An 18753-nucleotide genomic window follows, 5' to 3' on the forward strand; every position below is an offset into this window, starting at 1 on the left:
GATCTGCTCAGTACTGGTCATGTTCTTAAACGTACCGATCAAACGGGTGGACGATTTGTCTACGTTCAACTGGTTGTTCAGGTCCAGACCGTACGGCACTGACATCTCATAGAGCAGCAGGTACTGAGCCGACAGCTCACGCTCTTGTGGCAGCTTGTAGTAGCTGTCGTCATCGCTGTGCATGTTTTTGTTGAGGCGTTTAATCGTATCGGTAATGGAGTTAACGTGGTCAGTTTCCGGCTGAGCTCGCAGCCAATCGGTGAGATCGCCGACCGCTTTTAAGAACTCTGGTTTGTTAATGCCACTCGCTTCCCCGCTCTCGATCGAGATCTCCATCGTGGTCATACCGGACAGGTTGTCCTGCATGTAGTCGGTTGCCTGACGGAATGGAACGCTGGTATCAAAGTACTTCACAAAGTCATCGTTCAGTTCGTTCTGCGGGGTAAACAGAACCAAACTTGCCATGACAACAGCCATACCTGGCAGCAGCACTTTACGCTTGCTGATGACAACTTTACCCAGCTTGTGCATCAGGTCGTTACGGTCTTCATCGCTGATCGGTGCCACTTTAATCGGCAACAGTCTCAGCATCGCCGGGAAGATTGTGACGGAGAATACGAACGCCAGCATCACACCCATTGCGACCATGTTACCCAGATCGCGGAACGGTGGAGAGTCGGAGAAGTTGAGGCTGAGGAAACCGACGGCAGTGGTCACACTGGTCAGGAAGATAGGCTGGAAGTTGATCTTCAGGCTGTCCTGAATGGCCTTCTTCTTCTCTACTCCCTGACGCATTTCATAAAACATGGTCGTCAGAATATGCACACAGTCGGCGACCGCCAATGTCAGGACCATGATCGGTGTACTCGCCGATGGACCGGTGAGGAAGAACCCCGTCCAGCCTGCCAGACCCATGGTGCCGGCAATGGAGAACATGATGACGATCACGGTGGCAAATGTACCGCTGAAGGTACGCAGCAGGAAGATCATACCCAGCAGCACCACACCAAACATGATAGGCACCAGCGTGGCGTTATCATTCAGTGAAGACTCGGCGAAGGTATTGTTCATCATTACCATACCGGACAAACGCACTTCCATATCGGGGTACTTCTCAAGGAACTGGGCGCGCATATCCCGTGCTTTCGCAACCACTTGAGGCACTTCGACAACCGGGTTTTTGCCCGGCAGTTGGACGGTGACGTTGAGCACGGTGACGTGAGCTTGCGGCGAGATCAGCTTGTTGAGCAGCATCGGCTCGTTCAGCGCAATCTCCTGCAGGCGAGGCATGTCCGCATCGGTCAGCGTGGTGGAATCCAGTACCAGATCCTCCACGATCATATCGTCCTCTTCCGACCAGGTGTGCTGGAAGTTAGTAATGGAGTCAACGCGTGTGGAATAGGGAACCTGCCAGGCTTCGGTGGTCAGTTCCTGAAGTGCACCCAGTGTACGTGGGGTGAATACCTTGCCTTCCGGCGGGGAAATAATAAAAGCGACGTTATCACTTTTACTGTAGATCCTTTGCATCGACTCGAAAGCCGTAAGCTGAGGGTTCTCATCACTGAAGAACACTCGGTAATCACTTTTGAATACGAGATTTTTAGCGCCTGAGGCAGCACCAAAAACCAGCACAATCGTGAACAGAATGACCCATATAGGATGATTCAGTACAAAACGGAAAAGTCGGTCTCTCATTTTTCCTTCTCCAGTTCCCCGATTCCATTGAGGAGTTGTTGGGTTAGATGCTCTGATGGCAACTTAGGTTTTAAATTTATGTGTTTTTAATGACGAAACGTCATTAAACATTATTAAAAAAACGGTGTTTCCACCGTTTTCCGTCGTACAAATCGATTAGCTCGCAGCGTCAACAAGTGCCTGAATCTTGGCTACCTCTGGAGCAAATACCGTGTCTTTCATCCGCTGTACGGATTCATGCCAGTCATGATCCAGTGTGTATGGCGTCCAGTTGAGGCCATCCAGTACCAGATTACTGTGATTGATCAGCTCGCGTTCCAAGCTCATCTCCTGACGCACGCCACAACGTTCCAGATTCTCCTGCAGCAGAGCAATAGTGCCGAAACTCATGGCCCACAGGGAAAAAGAGACTTGAGCAGGACTAAGATGCGGTGCGAGGGTTAATTCACCGTGTGCGAGGCCATCGGAAATAATGCCTAACAGCTTGCCCAGTAGCTTGGTTTCCAACTCCTGGTGTTCATCCTGTCGCTTCTGTGAGCTTTTTTCTGTTACAGATGGCGTCTTGGCTGACAGGACCAGCATGAACTCTGTCGGATTAAGCTGAGAGTGCAGCATGTACGCGATACCTATCGCCAGCATCTTTTCCCGGCTACTACCTTCAAACGCGGCGGCACGGAAGAAAATATCCGCGAGGCGGCGTACGCAGTTATTGCACAGTGCCGTCAGCAGATCTTCTTTACAGCTGAAGTGGTTGTATACGGTGCCTTTTGAATACGGCACCTTAGTAACAACTTTGTCGATTGTCAGACCAGAGACGCCTTCCCGGGCAATTACATCTAACGCGGTCTGCAGAATTTCGGCTTCACGCGCTTCCCGCGTGGCATCGTCAATAAGTTTAGGACTCATATACCCGGCTTGTTGAGTTTTAAGTGACGTTACGTCAAAAATAAATGAATTCGGATAAAAAGGGCAGAGATATATTCGCAACAGTCACTGTCGGTGTGTGCAACAATCGTACTAATCCCTGAGACCGACTCGTATTTCAGCGGATTGTTGCATCGTGCTGACGCGACCGTAAGGCGGGTATGCCCGTATGCCCTGCCCTTTTTAAGAACCAGGGTGGCTGGTTAGTAATCCAGACAGAGGTATTTCAGTACTTCGATCACCTGATCGGTGTTCTCCGCGACGGCATGTGCCGCTGCATCGATCTCTTTCAGGGGATGGGTCAATTCAGGTGCGTGCTCCACGATCAGGGATTTGCCCAGTGCGATGGCAATACCTGCGTCGAATGCAGCGTTCCACTGGCGGTATTTATCACCAAAACGGACCACGACAATGTCGGCGCGTTTCAGTGCCGTCATATGGCGCATGGTATTAATTTTGGCAGCTTTGTGATCTTTCCAGAACGCTTTGTCTTCAGCGCCCAGCAGCTCATCACCGCAGTCGTCGCTGGATGCGTGATCGGTGTTTGGAGTCAGAATGTCGACTGGCAGGCCGTTCATCTCAACGGCCCGTTTGATCTGGTCGCGCCAGTCGGTGTGGATCTCGCCGGAAAGGTAGAGGGTGTAACGCATATTATGTCTCCAGAAATTGGCTGAGCGGCTCGATCGGGTGCGGAAGTGCACGTCGGGTGAGCAGCTTGGCTCAGAGAGAGTTGATGTTCGGTCGGCCTTCGGATGCGGGCCGTATTTAAGTAAAAATTGTCTAACGCAGGATCTGTGCAAATACAGAAAGTAAGCATCGCATCTACACGGTGGTAGTCAACACTGGCTGAGCAGGAGGTATAACTACCGTTCTCGAATGCTGAAATATCCGGCTTTGATACGCGTATTTTACGCGCAAGCGATGCTCATAGGACTACGCCCTTGGTAGGGATACTACAGGTCCGGGCGCCTATTTAGCGGCGCCAGAAGATCGGTGTAAACAGGACCAGCAGAGTAAACACCTCCAAGCGGCCCAGCAGCATGGCAAAACAGAGTACCCATTTCGCCGTATCGTTGATATCACCGTAGTGAGCGGAGACGTCACCCAGACCCGGTCCCAGGTTGTTTAGCGTGGCACCTACCGCAGACCAAGCGGTAACCTGATCCAGACCCGTTGCCAACAAGGTAATCAGCATCACCACGAACACAATCATATAGACCGAGAAGAAACCCCAGACCGCTTCCAGTACCCGATCAGAGATCGGTGTGTTGCCCAGCTTGACTGGAATCACGGCATTGGGATGCACCAGGCGCTGGATCTCACGGTAGCCTTGTTTCAGGATCAGCAGGATACGAATCACCTTCATACCGCCGCCAGTGGAACCGGCACAGCCACCGGCGAAAGCCGCAACAAAGAGCAGGAACGGTAACATCGTCGGCCAGTGGGCAAAATCAGCGGTCGCAAAGCCTGTTGTGGTCGCAATTGAGACCACCATAAAGGCTGATTTACGCAGCGAGTCGCCGGGTTCGTAGGTGTTTGTGACGCTCAGGGCAACAAACGACAGCGCAATAATGGCCATCAGTACCGTCAGGTAAAAACGGAATTCCGGGTCTAAAAAATAGTGTTTCAGGCTACGATGTTTCCATGCAAAGAAGTGCAGGCTGAAGTTGATGCCCGAGATCACCATAAAGAAGATGGCAATGCCTTCGATCAGCTCAGAATCGAAGTAGCCGATACTGGCATCATGGGTGGAAAAACCACCGATAGCGACGGTTGAAAAGCTGTGCCCAACGGCATCAAACAGTGTCATTCCTGCGGCCCAGTAGCCCAGGGCGCAGAGCACGGTCAGGGACAGATAGATGTACCACAGGGCTTTCGCGGTTTCGGTAATACGCGGGGTCAGCTTGGAATCTTTGACCGGTCCCGGCGTTTCTGCACGGTAGAGCTGCATTCCCCCGATACCGAGCATCGGCAGGATGGCCACCGCCAATACGATAATCCCCATGCCGCCCAGCCACTGAAGCTGCTGGCGATACCACAGGATCGACTCGGGAAGCTGATCGATACCGGTCATCACGGTTGCACCGGTTGTCGTCAGGCCTGACAGGGACTCAAACAGCGCGTCAACAAAGGAGAGATGGGGGTTGTCTGCCAGCATCAATGGCAACGCACCAAACAGGCCCAATACGGCCCAGAAAAGCACGGTGACCAAGAAGCCATCGCGTGTTCGCAGGTCTTGCCGTACCCGGTGAACCGGTATCCAGAGCATGAAGCCGGTGACGAGCGTGATTGCAAAGCCTGCTGCAAACGCCATCAACGTATTGTCTTCATAGTGCATGGAGATCAGCATGGGTGGCAGCATGGTGATGCTGAAGATCATCAGCAGAATGCCAAGAATGCGGAGGATCACCTTGTAGTGCATCAGTATGTCCTGATCAGAAGAATGCTAAGCCAACCTGGAAGAGTCGTTCGACTTCGCCCATGCGTTTTTTGTCGACCAGGAAAAGAATGACGTGGTCGCCGTTTTCGACCATGACATCGTCGTGCGCAATCAATACTTCCTCATCCCGCACGATGGCACCGATCGTAGTACCCGGTGGAAGATTAATCTCTTCGATGGTGCGCCCCACTACTTTGGATGAGCGCTTATCACCGTGAGCGACCGCTTCCAATGCCTCAGCCGCGCCACGGCGCAACGAGTGTACGGCGGCTACATCACCACGACGCACGTGGGTCAGCAATGCGCCAATGGTGGTTTGTTGCGGCGAGATGGCAATATCAATCGCTCCGCCCTGCACCAGATCGACATAGGCCGGATTGTTAATCAGTGTCATCACAGTACGGGCGCCCAAGCGCTTGGCGAGCATCGAGGCCATGATGTTGGCTTCGTCATCGTTGGTCAGGGCGCAGAATACATCGGTATCTTCGATGTTCTCTTCCAGCAACAGATCGCGGTCAGATGCACTGCCGTGCAATACGATGGTGTTGTTCAGGTTGCGGGCCAGATGGTTGCAGCGCTGCATGCCCCGCTCGATGATTTTTACCTGAAAACTGTCTTCGATACTTTCTGCCAGACGGGCCCCGATGTTACCGCCGCCGGCAATCATGATGCGCTTGTAAGGCCGATCAAGTCGACGTAGCTCACTCATCACCGCGCGAATATCGCGTTTTGCTGCAATGAAGAACACTTCATCATCGGCTTCGATGACCGTATCCCCTTTCGGGATAATCGGACTACCACGACGGAAGATCGCGGCTACACGGGTATCGATAGATGGCATATGGGCGCGCAGGAAGGAGATCTCGCGTCCCACCAGTGGGCCGCCGTAGTATGCCTTTACCGCTACCAACTGGGCTTTGCCGTCGGCAAAATCCAGTACCTGCAACGCACCCGGATGCTGGATCAAACGCTTGATATGACGTGTGACCAGCTGTTCTGGACTGATCAGAACATCCACCGGGATGCCTTTTGGCCCAAAAATGGAGTGGTTCTTCTTCAGGTAATCATGCTCACGGACACGGGCAATCTTGGTGGGGGTGTTAAACAGGGTCTGGCTGAGTTGGCAGGCGACCATGTTCACTTCGTCGGAGTTGGTGACCGCAATCAGCATGTCTGCATCTTGCGCACCAGACTGATCCAGAACCGTGGGGTAAGACGCCTTACCTTCGACCGTACGGATGTCGAGACGGTCCTGCAACTCGCGCAAGCGGGCGGTATCCGTATCCACAATTGTGATGTCATTGGCTTCACTGGCAAGGTTCTCTGCCAGTGTGCCGCCCACCTGCCCTGCTCCGAGGATAATGATCTTCATGATCTGGTCTTATCTACCCACTGCCCTAATCAACTGCTTTGGTCAGCAGAGCGTAATAGAACCCGTCGTGGCTGTTGGGTATGGCGAAAAGCTGACGACCGTACGGTCGGCTAACGCCCCACTCTGCGCTTAACGGGATATGCTCCGCATCGTTCTGTTGCGTAACGAATCGTTTGATAAGCCGTTCATTTTCCTGCGGAAAGATAGAGCAGGTGGCGTAAAGAAGCTTACCGCCCGGTGCTAACATCTGCCAAAGGTTCTGCAGGATACTTAACTGTATATCGGCCAGAGCCGCAATGTCCTCACCTTTGCGCAGGTATTTTATATCCGGGTGACGGCGAATGACACCGGTAGCGGAGCACGGTGCGTCCAGTAGAATACGATCGTATGCTTGCTTGTCCCACCAATCGTCTTTGCTGGCATCAGCAATGTACAGGTTGGCTTCGAGCTTCAGACGGGCGAGATTATCGTAGACCCGATCGGTACGACGTTTTTCCAGCTCGACGGCATCAACGTGTGACAGCTCTGCTTCCTGTTCCAGAATGTGACACAGCTTTCCACCAGGGGCTGCACAGGCATCAAGCACCCGTTGTCCCGGTTGCAGATCCAGCAGTTCAGCGGATAGCTGAGCGGCTTCATCTTGCACGCTGAACCAGCCGTCATCATAGCCCGGCAGGCTAGTGACATCACAGGCTTCTTCCAGCGTGACACCCTGCGGACTTAATGGCGTCGCAGTGGCATCAATCTCTTCATCCGCCAGTGCCTGCAAAAAGTCTTCACGGCTGATCTGCTGCTTATTCACACGCAACGTGAGCGGGGCATCGCTGTCGTTGTTGCCGTCGATGATCTTTTGCCAGTGATCGGGCCAGTTGTTCTGAACCTTGCGAATAAACCACTCAGGGTGATTTTGGCGTCCCAGCTCGCTTTCCATGACCTTATCTTCAATCGCTTCGGTCTCACGCTGATAGCGACGCAGAACGCCATTAATCAGACTCGCGGCCCAGGATTTTTTCAGCCCGTGCGCGGCTTCAACGGTTTCGTTAATGGCAGCATGGGCTGGAACACGGAGGCTACGAAGTTGGTAAATACCCACTAACAGCAAGGCGCGAATATCAAAGTCAGCAACTTTGAAGGGGCGTTTTAGCAGCTTGTTGGCGATAATATTGAGCTGCTGAAAGTCACGCATGGTGCCGTAGCACAGCTGACGTAACAGGCCACGGTCGCGTTCGGGGCAGCGAGCAGCGGCTTCGGGCAGAACGGCATTCAATGAACCCTGATGGCGTAAAAGGGGTTCAAGCGTTTCCGCTGCGAGCTGTCTTACGTTTACGTTCATCATTTAATCCAGCTGTTTGCCGACAGGGAACAGATCGCGCTTGGCGTTTAATACCGCTGCCGTGTCGAGTGGTTTGCCGCCGGGTAACTGAATGTTCGTCAGCAGCAGGCTGCCTTCACCGCAGGCAATACGCAGGGTCTTCTTGGTGACTTCAGCGACAGCACCGGGCGCTTCGGTACTGGTTGTGTCGGAAGCTTGAGCACCCCAGATACGCATGGTTTTACCGTCCAGTGAGCAATAGGCCACCGGCCAGGGTGACAGGCCACGAATCTGACGCTCAATCTCGGTAGCAGAACGGGACCAGTCGATCTCACCTTCCTGCTTTTCCAGTTTGTGTGCGTAGTTCGCCAGTGAATCGTCCTGTTTCTCCGGTTCGGCCTTGCCGTCACGGATCAGACCCAGGGTTGTCACCAGTGCTTCAGCGCCCTGCTCTGCCAGTTGATCGTGCAGATCACCGCTGGTATCCCCCGCGTTGATGGGAGTTTCCACTTTGTAGAGCATGTCGCCTGTGTCCAGCCCGACATCCATCTGCATGATAGTGATACCGGTCAGTTTGTCACCGGCCAATACCGCCCGATGTATGGGTGCAGCGCCCCTCCAGCGTGGCAGGAGAGAGCCATGTACGTTGATGCAACCCAGACGCGGGGTATCCAGTACCGCTTTGGGTAGCAACAGGCCGTAGGCGACAACCACCATAATATCGGCATCGAGCGCCGCCAGTTCGGCCTGCTCAACCTCACCTTTCAGGCTCAGCGGCTGGTAAACGGCAATATCATGTTCCAGTGCCAGCTTTTTAACCGGGCTCGGGGTCAGTTTACGGCCACGTCCGGCTGGACGATCAGGTTGGGTGTATACGGCAATGACTTCATGCTCTGAGTTGAGCAGTGCTTGCAAACTGGACGCGGCAAAGTCAGGTGTACCGGCAAAGACAATGCGAAGAGGCTTGGACATCAATCTACTCCTGAAACCAAAACAGGTTTGTCACGGCAGTTACGCATATCGCTTGGCAACTGTCCGGGCAAACCTGTTATTGGAGGTGTCGGGTCACGGTTTTAAGCGTGAGCTTCCTGACGGTGTTTCTTTTCCAGCTTACCGCGGATGCGGTTACGCTTAAGCGTAGAGATATGATCTACGAAAAGCTTACCGTTGAGATGATCCAGCTCGTGCTGCACACAGACCGCCAGCAGATCGTTGGCTTCGAAACTGTATTCTTCACCGTCACGGTTCAGTGCGGTCACGCGGATGCTCTGCGGACGTACCACATCTTCATAGTAACCCGGTACGGAGAGGCAGCCTTCCTGATACTTATGTGGCTCTTCGTCGAGTACTTCGAATTCCGGGTTGATCATCACCAGCGGATCGTCCTGCTCTTCGGACAGATCCATAGTGACGATGCGCAGATGGATATCTACCTGCGTCGCCGCAAGGCCAATTCCCGGTGCGTCATACATGGTTTCGAACATGTCATCGATGATGGTGCGGATCTCATCGTTGACCTCGGTCACCGGTTCAGCCACTGTGCGTAGACGTGGGTCCGGAAATTCTAGAATCTTAAGTTTTGCCATCGTTTCTTCAGGTTGATACGGTTGATATGATTAGCCGTAACTCATCTAATCTGGGTTGTTTCCCGTGGCAGAAAATAATGCCTGTCCGACTGGGAACCTATTAGCTACATATTATACTGATTGCGACGCTCAATGCATTGTCGTTACGCCGTTTGACCCAAATATCATCGAATGGGTTTCGGTGAATGACATCAAAGGACATAGAAATGAAAAAGTTTCTCTGCGCTCTGGCCGCTGTATGGTTGCTGGTAAGCTTGCCAGCGCAAGCCAATGCCCGAAAGGATGTACTGCAACTTAGGGAAGATCGGCCGCAGGAATATGTGGTAGTGAAAGGCGATACCTTATGGGATATCTCTTCCCGTTTTCTGGAAAGCCCGTGGCGCTGGCCGGAAGTCTGGGATATGAATGTGCAGATCCCTAACCCGCATCTGATCTACCCGGGCGATGTGATCTATCTGGTCTGGGAAAATGGTCAGCCGAAGCTTAAAGTCCGCCGGGGTATGCGTAAGCTGAGCCCTACTGCACGGGCACAGCCGTTGGATCGGGCGATTCCTGCGATCCCGCTTAAAGATATTCTCAGCTTTCTGGAAGAGACCCGGGTTATAGACCAGAGCTTGTTCAAGAAAGCGCCGTACGTGTTGGCGGGTAAGAACCAGCGCCTGATTGCCGGTGCCGGCGACCGTATCTATGCCCGTGGTAGCTTGCTGGAAGATCTGCGCCGTCAGGCGGTATACCGTGCGACTAACGAATACGTTGACCCTGAGACCCAGGAAGAGCTGGGTTATGAACTGACGAAAGTATCTGACGTCACGGTGGTTGATGAAAATGATGATGTGGTCAGCCTGACTGTGAACCGTTCGGTGCTGGAAACCCGTACATTAGATCGGGTGATTCCGGCAGAAGAACAGCGGATACAGTCGGTGTTCTATCCTAAACCGTCTCCCGAAGCCCTCACCGGTAAGATCCTCTCGGTACTGGGTGCGGTAAACGATGGTGGTCAGTTTGATGTGGTCGCGCTCAATCGGGGTGTCCGCGAAGGGTTAGAGCCGGGGCATGTGTTTGCGATCTATCGTACCGGTGAGATGGTGGTCGATCCGATTACAAAAGAGAAACTGCAATTACCGGCGGAACGTTCGGGTTTGATGATGGTGTTCAAGACCTTTGAGAAAGTCTCCTACGGCCTGATTATGATGAGTTCCAACGTTGTGTCTGTCGGCGATGAAATTCGCGAACCTTAACGGGTGACAGATAACGCGTAAATGAATAAGCGCGGGTTGGATGACCCGCGTATTTAACAATATAAGGTACCAATACAAGGAAGTGATAAGATGCAAAGTGATCCGATGGATTGGGTCGCCGTGGCTGCATTGCCCCGCGTGGGTGCAACGGCGTTTCTGCGTTTGCTCGAAAATGGCTGGTCGCCACATCGCATTGTGCGAGCCAGTGAAGATGAGTGGCAGTGGCTGGGCTTGAACCTGCTGGCCCGCCAGAATCTACAGGCGCTTAAGCAAGGCCGCGGTCCGCTTAAAGAGATCCAGCTTAATGTCCGTGACTGGTTAAAACAGCCGGATACCCACCTGCTGACACTAGACAGTGACCACTACCCCGCCCTGTTGAAAACCATTGCTGATCCGCCGCCACTGCTTTATGTGCGCGGCGCGCTTGATCAGTTGCACCTGCCACAAATCGCCATGGTCGGTAGCCGCAGCGCCAGTCGCGCGGGTGTTCAACATGCCTCTGAATTTTCGGCGGCATTGACGCGCGCCGGTTTCATCGTGACCTCTGGCATGGCGCACGGTATCGATGGTGCGGCGCATCAGGCTGCAGTGAACCTGAACTGCCCCACCATCGCTGTATTTGGCACGGGACCGGATGTACTCTATCCCGCCCGGCACCGTATTCTGGCCAGTCAGATTCTGGAGACTGGCGGCGCCTGGGTCAGTGAACTGCCTCCCGGAACCAGCCCTCTAGGCCACAACTTTCCTCGTCGTAACCGTATTATCAGTGGCTTAAGCGCTGGCGTGCTGGTGGTTGAGGCCGCGCCGCGCAGTGGATCGCTGATCACTGCGCGACAGGCGTTAGAGCAGGGGCGTGAAGTATTTGCCCTGCCCGGTGCGTTGAATAACCCACTCAGTCAGGGATGTCATAAGCTGATCCGTGAAGGCGGCCAGCTCGTCTCGTCGGTGGATCATATTCTCGAACAACTGGCACCGATGCTGGGTGCTTATGCTGTGGAGGATGCCCCGGCGGTTGAACCGACAGTACTCCCCGAGCTGAGCACACAGGAAAATAATCTGTTGCAGGCACTGGGCTTTGAGCACGTCAGTATGGATCAGTTGGTGGCGCTGACCGGCATTTCGGTGGCTGATCTCAACGTATTATTGATCTCTTTAGAGTTAAAAGGCGTGCTTGAAAACAGCGGTGACGGATACTGCCGTATCTAACAAGTACCGCATGACCTGAAATGCTTAGAAAAAGTAAGGAATTGATTTGCTGCACGCTAAGGTTATAGATGGTTTGGAATGTATGAAAAACTGGCATAAGGCAGGCTTGCAAGCGGGGCGTTGAACGTTTAGTGTTCACTGTTTTCCGTTAATATTGAACGCCGAGAGCAAAATGTCTAAACCATTTATTGCCATTCTGATGGGTTCTGATTCCGATCTGCCTATCATGAAAACTGCAGTTGAAACGCTGAAATCCCTGAACGTTGAATGTGAAGTTAAAGTGAGCTCTGCTCACCGTACTCCGGTACAGACTCACGACTACGTAAAAGACGCTGACGCGCGTGGCGCTGTTGCCTTCATCTGTGCTGCAGGTATGGCGGCTCATTTGGCGGGTGCTGTTGCTGCAAACACCACTAAGCCAGTGATTGGTGTACCAATCAACTCCTCTCTGGACGGTCTGGACGCGCTGCTGTCTACTGTTCAGATGCCGGGTGGCATTCCAGTTGCAACCGTTGCTATCGGTAAAGCAGGCGCGAAAAACGCAGCTTACCTGGCGGCTCAGATCATGGCGGTTGGTGATGCTGATCTGGCTCAGCGTCTGAAAGACGAGCGTCAGGCAAACACCGATGCAGTAATCGCAAAAGATGCTGCTCTGCAGGAAAAACTGAAGAACGGTGAGCTGTAAGACAGCGATGAACTGGTGGCATATTCACCAGTCTGTTCGGGCGATGCGCCAAGGCGGCGTCATCGCCTATCCTACCGAGGCGGTCTGGGGCTTGGGATGTGATCCCTTTAATGAAGAAGCTCTGGAACGTTTGCTGTACCTCAAAAGTCGCCCGCGTCATAAAGGTGTGATCCTGATCGCCGCCTCTGTGGCTCAGATTGAACCTCTCTTGCGTCACCTTGACCCTGCCCAGCGGCAGCGTGTTGAAGCGACCTGGCCAGGGCCTGTTACCTGGTTACTCCCCGATCCTGATCATCTGATTCCCGAATGGGTTAAAGGTAAACACAGCAGCGTTGCTGTGCGCGTCTCTGCGCATCCGGTGGTCCAGACGTTGTGTAACAGTTTTGGTGGACCTATCGTTTCCACTTCGGCCAATCCAGCAGGCGCTCAGCCAGCCAAGGATCTGCTGCGAGTAAACCTATATTTCGCAAACCGGGTTGATGCGGTGATGCCAGGCCCTCTGGGCGATTTGGATCAGCCAACCCAGATTCGCGATCTGATCACCGAAGCTGTGATCAGAAGCTGATTTTAATCCTACATTTCCAAGGAGTTAGCCATGTCAGCACCTGACATCGGAGCTGTTAAAGAATATCTCATGTCCTTGCAGGACAATATTTGTCAGGCGCTAGAGCAGGCGGACGGTGAAGGCCTTTTTACTGAGGATTCCTGGGATCGGGACGCAGGTGGCGGTGGTCGTACCCGGGTGCTGGCGAACGGTACTGTGATCGAAAAAGGCGGCGTGAACTTCTCCCACGTATTTGGCGACAAGCTGCCGGGTTCTGCAACCGCACACCGTCCGGAACTGGCGGGTCGCAGCTTTCAGGCGATGGGTGTGTCGCTGGTGATTCATCCGCACAACCCTTATGTACCGACTTCACATGCTAACGTCCGTTTCTTTATTGCAGAGAAAGAAGGTGAAGATCCGGTGTGGTGGTTTGGTGGTGGTTTCGATCTGACACCGTATTACGGTAACGATGATGATTGCCGTCATTGGCACCAGACGGCAAAAGACGCCTGTGACCCCTTTGGTGAAGAGATCTATCCGCGCTTTAAGCAGTGGTGTGATGATTACTTCTACCTCAAGCACCGTGACGAACCGCGCGGTGTCGGTGGTCTGTTCTTTGATGACCTGAATGAGCTGGGTTTCGACGATAGCTTTGCGTTGATGCAGTCAATTGGTAACGCGTACGTGCCTGCAATTGTTCCGATCATCGAAAAACGCAAAGATTCCGAGTTTGGTGAGCGGCAGCGTGATTTCCAGCTGCACCGACGCGGACGCTATGTGGAGTTTAATCTGGTCTTTGACCGTGGCACCTTGTTTGGTCTGCAATCCGGTGGTCGAACTGAATCCATTCTGATGTCGTTGCCACCGGAAGTGCGCTGGAGTTACGACTGGCAGCCGGAAGAAGGCTCCGAGGAAGCGGTGTTGTACGAACGCTATCTGAAACCGCGGAACTGGTTGGAGGTTTAACATGACCGATCGTTACGCGGTGTTCGGTAATCCGATCAAGCATTCGAAATCTCCGCAGATTCACAGCGCGTTTGCCGAACAAACGGCACATGCGTTGAGCTACGACGCAATCTGCGTGGATGAAGGTGGTTTTCCCGAAGCCGTGAATAGCTTCATGGAAGGTCCGGGAAAAGGTTTGAACATCACCATCCCGTTTAAGCAGGAAGCCTGGCAGATGGCGGAGGTGCGCTCTCAGCGTGCCGAGCTGGCTGGCGCGGTGAACACGCTCTATCGCAATGCTGAAGGTCAGCTTTGCGGTGAGAATACCGATGGTATCGGTATGGTGCGTGATATTGTCGAGAACAATGGCGGCAAAATCGAAGGCGCAGATGTGCTGATTCTGGGCGCAGGCGGCGCCGTGCGTGGTGTATTGCAGCCGGTACTGGAGCAGAAACCGCGTCGTCTGGTGATTGCTAACCGGACCGCGTCTAAAGCTGAGTTACTGGCTGAACTGGTGGCTGATTTGGGTGATGTGGAAGGCTGTGGCTTTGATGCATTGGTCGGTCAGCAGTTTGATCTGGTGATCAACGGTACGGCCGCCAGCTTACAGGGTGAGGTGCCTCCACTGCCCGACGATCTGCTCAAATCGGCTGCTTGGTGCTACGATATGATGTACAGCGCAGACGTCACTGCGTTCTGTCAGTGGGCTCAAGATCACAACGCTGAAAAGTCGATTGATGGTCTGGGTATGCTGGTCGAACAGGCGGCGGAATCCTTCTATATCTGGCGTGGTATCCGGCCGGCTACTCAGCCCGTGATCGCAACCTTGCGTGCCGCCCTAACTCCTTGATTTATCAGGCGCCAAACAGGCGTTTCAGTGTTCAGTTCCAACTTGCACCCTTCAGCTTTGCAGCGTATAAATAATGTATACCCCTGCCGTTACGGCGGGCCTGCTTAGCTGATTGTGGGGATGTCACATGGAACTGGATACTAAGCTGAACCCCGACGCACTCTACCGCACCTGCGACCCCGAGCTACTGCCTTTTAAGACGACCGAAACTCTGGAACCCTTTAGTGGATTCTTTGGTCAGGAGCGTGCAATTGAGGCGATGGAGTTTGGCGTAGGCATGCATCGTCCCGGTTATAACCTGTTTGTGATGGGCAACCCCCATACAGGTCGTTTCTCCTTTGCCATGGACAGCCTTAAGGTTGTAGCCAAAAAGGAGCGTAAACCTACTGACTGGGTGTACCTCAATAATCTGAAAGACCGGCGACATCCGCTGGCTGTGCAGCTACCCGCCGGTAAAGCCCAGCGCTTTAAGCGCGACATCAAAAACCTGCTGGAAGTTCTGCTGGCCGAACTGCCCGCTGCCTTTGAAAACCCCGCCTACCAACGTAAGAAAGCCACCGTCGAACGGGGTTTTAACCGCATGTATGATCAGGCGATTGAAACCGTTGATCGTCGTGCTCGTGAACACAGTATTGCGATCTATCGTGATGCCGGGACGATTGGTTTTACTCCCGTGGCCGATGGTCAGGCGATGGACGAAGCAGCCTTTTCCCAGCTGCCGGAAGAGGTGCGCGACGCATTTACGCGGGCGATTTCTGAGCTGGAAGAATACCTGAATGACTGTCTGACCGGCCTGCCCCAGTGGCGCCGTGAAGCTGCCGATAAGATGAAGTATCTGGACCGGGATACGGCGCGAGCAGCCGTGACCCCGCTGATCCAGCCGTTGAAAGATAAATACACCAATATCTCAGGGGTGGGTGATTATCTGGATCAGATGGAAAACTCGCTGGTCAAAAACAGCGCGGATCTGATTGGTGACGATAAAGTCGAACCGCCCAGTGACGCATCACGCCGCAGTTATCTGGAAGAGACCTACGGCGTTAACCTGTTGGTGGATAACGATAAAACCAAAGGGGCTCCGGTGGTGCATGAATCGCACCCGACCTATGAGAACCTGTTTGGTCGCGTTGAATACAGCTCCGATATGGGCGCGCTGAGTACTAACTACCAACTGATTCGACCCGGAGCCTTACATCAGGCCAACGGTGGTTATCTGGTGCTGGAAGCGGAAAAACTGCTGGAACAGCCGTTTGTCTATTCCGCCCTGAAACGCGCATTAAAGTCCCACGAAATCCGTATCGAAAGTCCGGCCAGTGAACTGACCGGCATCAGCACCATCACCCTGAATCCTCAGGCGGTGCCGCTGGCGGTTAAAGTGGTATTGATTGGCAGCCGGGATATTTACTACCTGTTGCAGGAGTTGGATCACGACTTTGAAAAGATGTTCCGCGTTGTCGTTGATTTTGATGAAGACGTCGGCCGTTCACCCCAGTCGATTCGGAATTATGCCCGCCTGATAAAAACGCTGGTGGATGAAGAACATTTGTCCTCGTTGACTCGTCATGCAGTGGCTCGGCTAGTGGAGCACAGCTCCCGCCTGTCGCAGGATCAGGAGTTGCTCTCTGCGCATATCGGTGAATTGGTTGATCTGTTGTGTGAAGCGGACTTTAAGCGGATCAAAGCGGGCGACAAGCTGATCGATGCCAAGCACGTGGAGATGGCATTGGATGCAAAAGAGCGCCGGACATCACGCCTGTCAGAAAAAATTCGTGACAGTATTCTGAATGAAACCGTATTGATTGATACTTCCGGTGAGTCGGTGGGGACCTGTAATGGTTTGACCGTATTGCAGGTTGGCGATGTCTCTTTTGGTACACCAGCGCGTATCACCGCCACCGTCCATCCGGGCAATCGTGGCATCGTTGATATTGAGCGTGAGGTGACCTTGGGTCAGCCGATTCATTCCAAAGGTGTGTTGATCCTGTCCGGTTTCCTGGGACATCAGTATGCGCAGGATTTCCCGCTGACGATGTCAGCCAGTATCGCGCTGGAGCAGTCATATGGGTATGTCGACGGCGACAGCGCATCTCTGGCAGAGATCTGTACGCTGATCTCTGCGTTAACCCATATCCCGATCAAACAGCAGTTTGCGATTACCGGCTCGATCAACCAATACGGTGAAGTACAGGCGATTGGTGGCGTTAACGAGAAAATTGAAGGTTTCTTCCAGCTGTGCCAGCTACGTGGGCTGACGGGAGAGCAAGGTGTGGTAATTCCACGTGCCAACGTACGTAATTTGATGCTCAAGAAAGAGGTTGTTGATGCCGTGGAAGAGGGACTTTTCCATGTGCATGCCGTCGCACGTGTTGATCAATGTCTTGAGATTTTAATGGGACGCAAAGCAGGCAGCCGCAAGGATGATGGCAGTTTCACCCAACGCAGCGTAAACCATAAAGTTGTGCTGCGCTTGAGAGAGCTTGCAAAGGCAAAGGCCTGAGACAATTATGAATCATGAAGTACGGCATTCTGAGATGCTAAAGGTACTCACCAGCATCGCGGCGGACTGCCTTTCGTACGACGATTTTGACCAGATCATCGAACGGGTACTGGCCTCTCTGGGGCAGATGGCGTCCGTCAGTCACACCTCGCTATTCGTGTGTGAGCAGGATGCAGTAGGGCTGTGCCGGGCGCAGTTTCGTGGCATCTGGTTTGATGTAAGCGCGGGTGATACTGGCAACGTTGAATTTGATTTCAGTAATGATTCAGCGCAACAGTGGTTGGCGCTGCTGGCTGAGGGAAAAATTGTCCGGCTGGGCAAAGCGCAGCTGAGCGCGTTGCTTCCACAGCAGACTCATGCGTTACAGGCCTTATTGCTGATGCCGCTCACACTGGACTGCCAGCAGTGCAAAGGGTTTATCGTCTTTGCAGACCGGGAGGTTATCAGCTGGTCTCAGATGACGCTGGACGTGATGAAAGTGGCGGCCGAACTGTTTAGCAGTGCGCTCGGCAATGAAAAGCGCATGTTGGATCATCAGTTGGCGACCGCTGTTTTTGATAAAGCCTCGGAAGGCATCATGATCACCGACGAACGTGGCCTGATCGTGAGTGTAAATCCCGCCTTCAGTAATATCACCGGTTACAGCTTGCGGGAATGCTTGGGCAACACCCCCGACATCCTCAAATCGGGTCGTCATGATGCCGACTTCTATGACCGTATGTGGAACCAGTTACGGGCCAGTGGGCAGTGGCAGGGTGAGGTCTGGAACCGGCGTAAAAATGGTGAGCTGTATCCGGAATGGTTGTCGATTTCAGCGTTGGCGGATTCGCAAGGTAAACCACATCGTTACATTGGTATCCTCTCTGATATTACCTCACTGAAACGTGCTCACGCGCAGGTTGAGCATCTGGCGATGCATGATCCGCTGACCGGATTGCCTAACCGGCGGATGTTTATGGAGAATCTGGAGCGTCTGCTGGCCCATGCCAATCGGACGGGACAGCTGCTCGGTTTGCTGTTTCTCGATCTGGATGGCTTTAAGCTGGTCAATGACAGTTTGGGGCATCATGTGGGTGACCGGTTACTGCAGTCGGTGGCGCAGAGCCTGAAAGCGGAAATTCGCGCGGATGATCTGTTGGCGCGCATGGGTGGTGATGAGTTTGTGGTCCTGATTAACGGGGTTGATAGCCCTGATCATCTGGCACGTATCGCCACCAAGGTGTTGAACAGCCTGCAACATCAGGAAGCCGTATCCGGCAACCGGATGGAGATCGGTGCCAGCATTGGTATCGCGCTGTACCCGGAAGACGCCGAGGACGGTGATCAACTGATCCGAAATGCCGATATGGCGATGTATCGGGCTAAAGAGAACGGGAAAAACCAGTACCACTTCTACGAGAGTAAACTATCTGAAGAGGTGGTTCGGCGCTATGTGCTCGAACGGGAGCTGCGTACCGCA

Annotated in this window: 16 protein-coding genes; 8 read left to right on the forward strand and 8 right to left on the reverse strand. The window is 53.4% G+C overall.

Annotated features, from left to right (window positions below; translation table 11 throughout):
• From ABYW01_RS02395 to def, 8 genes are all read right to left on the reverse strand, one after another.
• On the reverse strand, positions 1-1695 hold a 1695-nt coding region (locus tag ABYW01_RS02395), incomplete at its 3' end, for an RND family transporter (RefSeq protein WP_372830957.1).
• 156 nt (positions 1696-1851) lie between these two features.
• Positions 1852-2601: a TetR/AcrR family transcriptional regulator gene (locus ABYW01_RS02400; RefSeq protein WP_372830958.1), complete on the reverse strand. Its 750-nt coding sequence runs from the start codon at positions 2599-2601 to the stop codon at positions 1852-1854.
• A 221-nt stretch (positions 2602-2822) separates the two neighbouring features.
• On the reverse strand, positions 2823-3269 hold the full coding sequence (locus ABYW01_RS02405; RefSeq protein ID WP_193954579.1) for a YtoQ family protein: 447 nt from the start codon (positions 3267-3269) through the stop codon (positions 2823-2825).
• A gap of 323 nt (positions 3270-3592) precedes the next feature.
• Positions 3593-5041 carry a TrkH family potassium uptake protein gene (locus ABYW01_RS02410; protein ID WP_372830959.1) on the reverse strand — a complete coding sequence of 483 codons (1449 nt, stop codon included), beginning with the start codon at positions 5039-5041 and terminating at the stop codon, positions 3593-3595.
• 13 nt (positions 5042-5054) lie between these two features.
• Positions 5055-6431 (reverse strand): Trk system potassium transporter TrkA, encoded by a 1377-nt coding sequence (gene trkA / locus ABYW01_RS02415; protein ID WP_372830960.1) that lies wholly within the window; start codon positions 6429-6431, stop codon positions 5055-5057.
• A gap of 25 nt (positions 6432-6456) precedes the next feature.
• Positions 6457-7767 carry a 16S rRNA (cytosine(967)-C(5))-methyltransferase RsmB gene (rsmB, locus tag ABYW01_RS02420; protein WP_372830961.1) on the reverse strand — a complete coding sequence of 437 codons (1311 nt, stop codon included), beginning with the start codon at positions 7765-7767 and terminating at the stop codon, positions 6457-6459.
• Positions 7768-8715: a methionyl-tRNA formyltransferase gene (gene fmt, locus ABYW01_RS02425; RefSeq protein ID WP_372830962.1), complete on the reverse strand. Its 948-nt coding sequence runs from the start codon at positions 8713-8715 to the stop codon at positions 7768-7770.
• Between the two features lie 101 nt (positions 8716-8816).
• On the reverse strand, positions 8817-9329 hold the full coding sequence (gene def / locus ABYW01_RS02430; protein WP_193954584.1) for a peptide deformylase: 513 nt from the start codon (positions 9327-9329) through the stop codon (positions 8817-8819).
• Positions 9330-9535: 206 nt separating this feature from the next.
• Between def and ABYW01_RS02435 the strand changes: the two genes are divergently transcribed.
• The 8 genes from ABYW01_RS02435 to ABYW01_RS02470 form a co-directional block, all read left to right on the forward strand.
• The gene (locus tag ABYW01_RS02435; protein WP_372830963.1) at positions 9536-10567 is read left to right on the forward strand and encodes a LysM peptidoglycan-binding domain-containing protein; all 1032 of its coding nucleotides are present in this window, start codon (positions 9536-9538) and stop codon (positions 10565-10567) included.
• 90 nt (positions 10568-10657) lie between these two features.
• A complete protein-coding gene (gene dprA / locus ABYW01_RS02440; RefSeq protein WP_372830964.1) occupies positions 10658-11773 on the forward strand; it encodes a DNA-processing protein DprA in 1116 nt (371 codons plus the stop codon).
• Positions 11774-11945: 172 nt separating this feature from the next.
• Complete coding sequence (gene purE, locus ABYW01_RS02445; RefSeq protein ID WP_193954587.1) at positions 11946-12458, forward strand: 5-(carboxyamino)imidazole ribonucleotide mutase; 513 nt, start codon at positions 11946-11948, stop codon at positions 12456-12458.
• On the forward strand, positions 12448-13023 hold the full coding sequence (locus ABYW01_RS02450) for an L-threonylcarbamoyladenylate synthase (protein ID WP_372830965.1): 576 nt from the start codon (positions 12448-12450) through the stop codon (positions 13021-13023). The genes purE and ABYW01_RS02450 overlap by 11 nt, the downstream gene beginning before the upstream one ends.
• Before the next feature lie 30 nt (positions 13024-13053).
• Entirely contained in the window at positions 13054-13968 is a 915-nt protein-coding gene (gene hemF, locus ABYW01_RS02455) for an oxygen-dependent coproporphyrinogen oxidase (RefSeq protein WP_372830966.1), read from the forward strand.
• Between the two features lies 1 nt (position 13969).
• Entirely contained in the window at positions 13970-14797 is an 828-nt protein-coding gene (gene aroE / locus ABYW01_RS02460) for a shikimate dehydrogenase (RefSeq protein ID WP_372830967.1), read from the forward strand.
• Positions 14798-14924: 127 nt separating this feature from the next.
• Positions 14925-17294 (forward strand): Lon protease family protein, encoded by a 2370-nt coding sequence (locus tag ABYW01_RS02465; protein WP_372830968.1) that lies wholly within the window; start codon positions 14925-14927, stop codon positions 17292-17294.
• Positions 17295-17301: 7 nt separating this feature from the next.
• Positions 17302-18753 (forward strand): diguanylate cyclase domain-containing protein (locus ABYW01_RS02470; protein ID WP_372830969.1); only part of this gene is annotated, 1452 nt, incomplete at its 3' end.

Source organism: Pontibacterium sp., from assembly GCF_041587635.1.
Taxonomy (GTDB): domain Bacteria; phylum Pseudomonadota; class Gammaproteobacteria; order Pseudomonadales; family Balneatricaceae; genus Pontibacterium.

Bases quoted from the DNA above. Each gene is read 5' to 3' on its own strand.
- ABYW01_RS02400 (WP_372830958.1), bottom strand. From the start codon at position 2,601: ATGAGTCCTAAACTTATTGACGATGCCACGCGGGAAGCGCGTGAAGCC.
- ABYW01_RS02405 (WP_193954579.1), bottom strand. From the start codon at position 3,269: ATGCGTTACACCCTCTACCTTTCCGGCGAGATCCACACCGACTGGCGC.
- ABYW01_RS02410 (WP_372830959.1), bottom strand. From the start codon at position 5,041: ATGCACTACAAGGTGATCCTCCGCATTCTTGGCATTCTGCTGATGATC.
- trkA (WP_372830960.1), bottom strand. From the start codon at position 6,431: ATGAAGATCATTATCCTCGGAGCAGGGCAGGTGGGCGGCACACTGGCA.
- rsmB (WP_372830961.1), bottom strand. From the start codon at position 7,767: ATGATGAACGTAAACGTAAGACAGCTCGCAGCGGAAACGCTTGAACCC.
- fmt (WP_372830962.1), bottom strand. From the start codon at position 8,715: ATGTCCAAGCCTCTTCGCATTGTCTTTGCCGGTACACCTGACTTTGCC.
- def (WP_193954584.1), bottom strand. From the start codon at position 9,329: ATGGCAAAACTTAAGATTCTAGAATTTCCGGACCCACGTCTACGCACA.
- ABYW01_RS02435 (WP_372830963.1), top strand. From the start codon at position 9,536: ATGAAAAAGTTTCTCTGCGCTCTGGCCGCTGTATGGTTGCTGGTAAGC.
- dprA (WP_372830964.1), top strand. From the start codon at position 10,658: ATGCAAAGTGATCCGATGGATTGGGTCGCCGTGGCTGCATTGCCCCGC.
- purE (WP_193954587.1), top strand. From the start codon at position 11,946: ATGTCTAAACCATTTATTGCCATTCTGATGGGTTCTGATTCCGATCTG.
- hemF (WP_372830966.1), top strand. From the start codon at position 13,054: ATGTCAGCACCTGACATCGGAGCTGTTAAAGAATATCTCATGTCCTTG.
- aroE (WP_372830967.1), top strand. From the start codon at position 13,970: ATGACCGATCGTTACGCGGTGTTCGGTAATCCGATCAAGCATTCGAAA.
- ABYW01_RS02465 (WP_372830968.1), top strand. From the start codon at position 14,925: ATGGAACTGGATACTAAGCTGAACCCCGACGCACTCTACCGCACCTGC.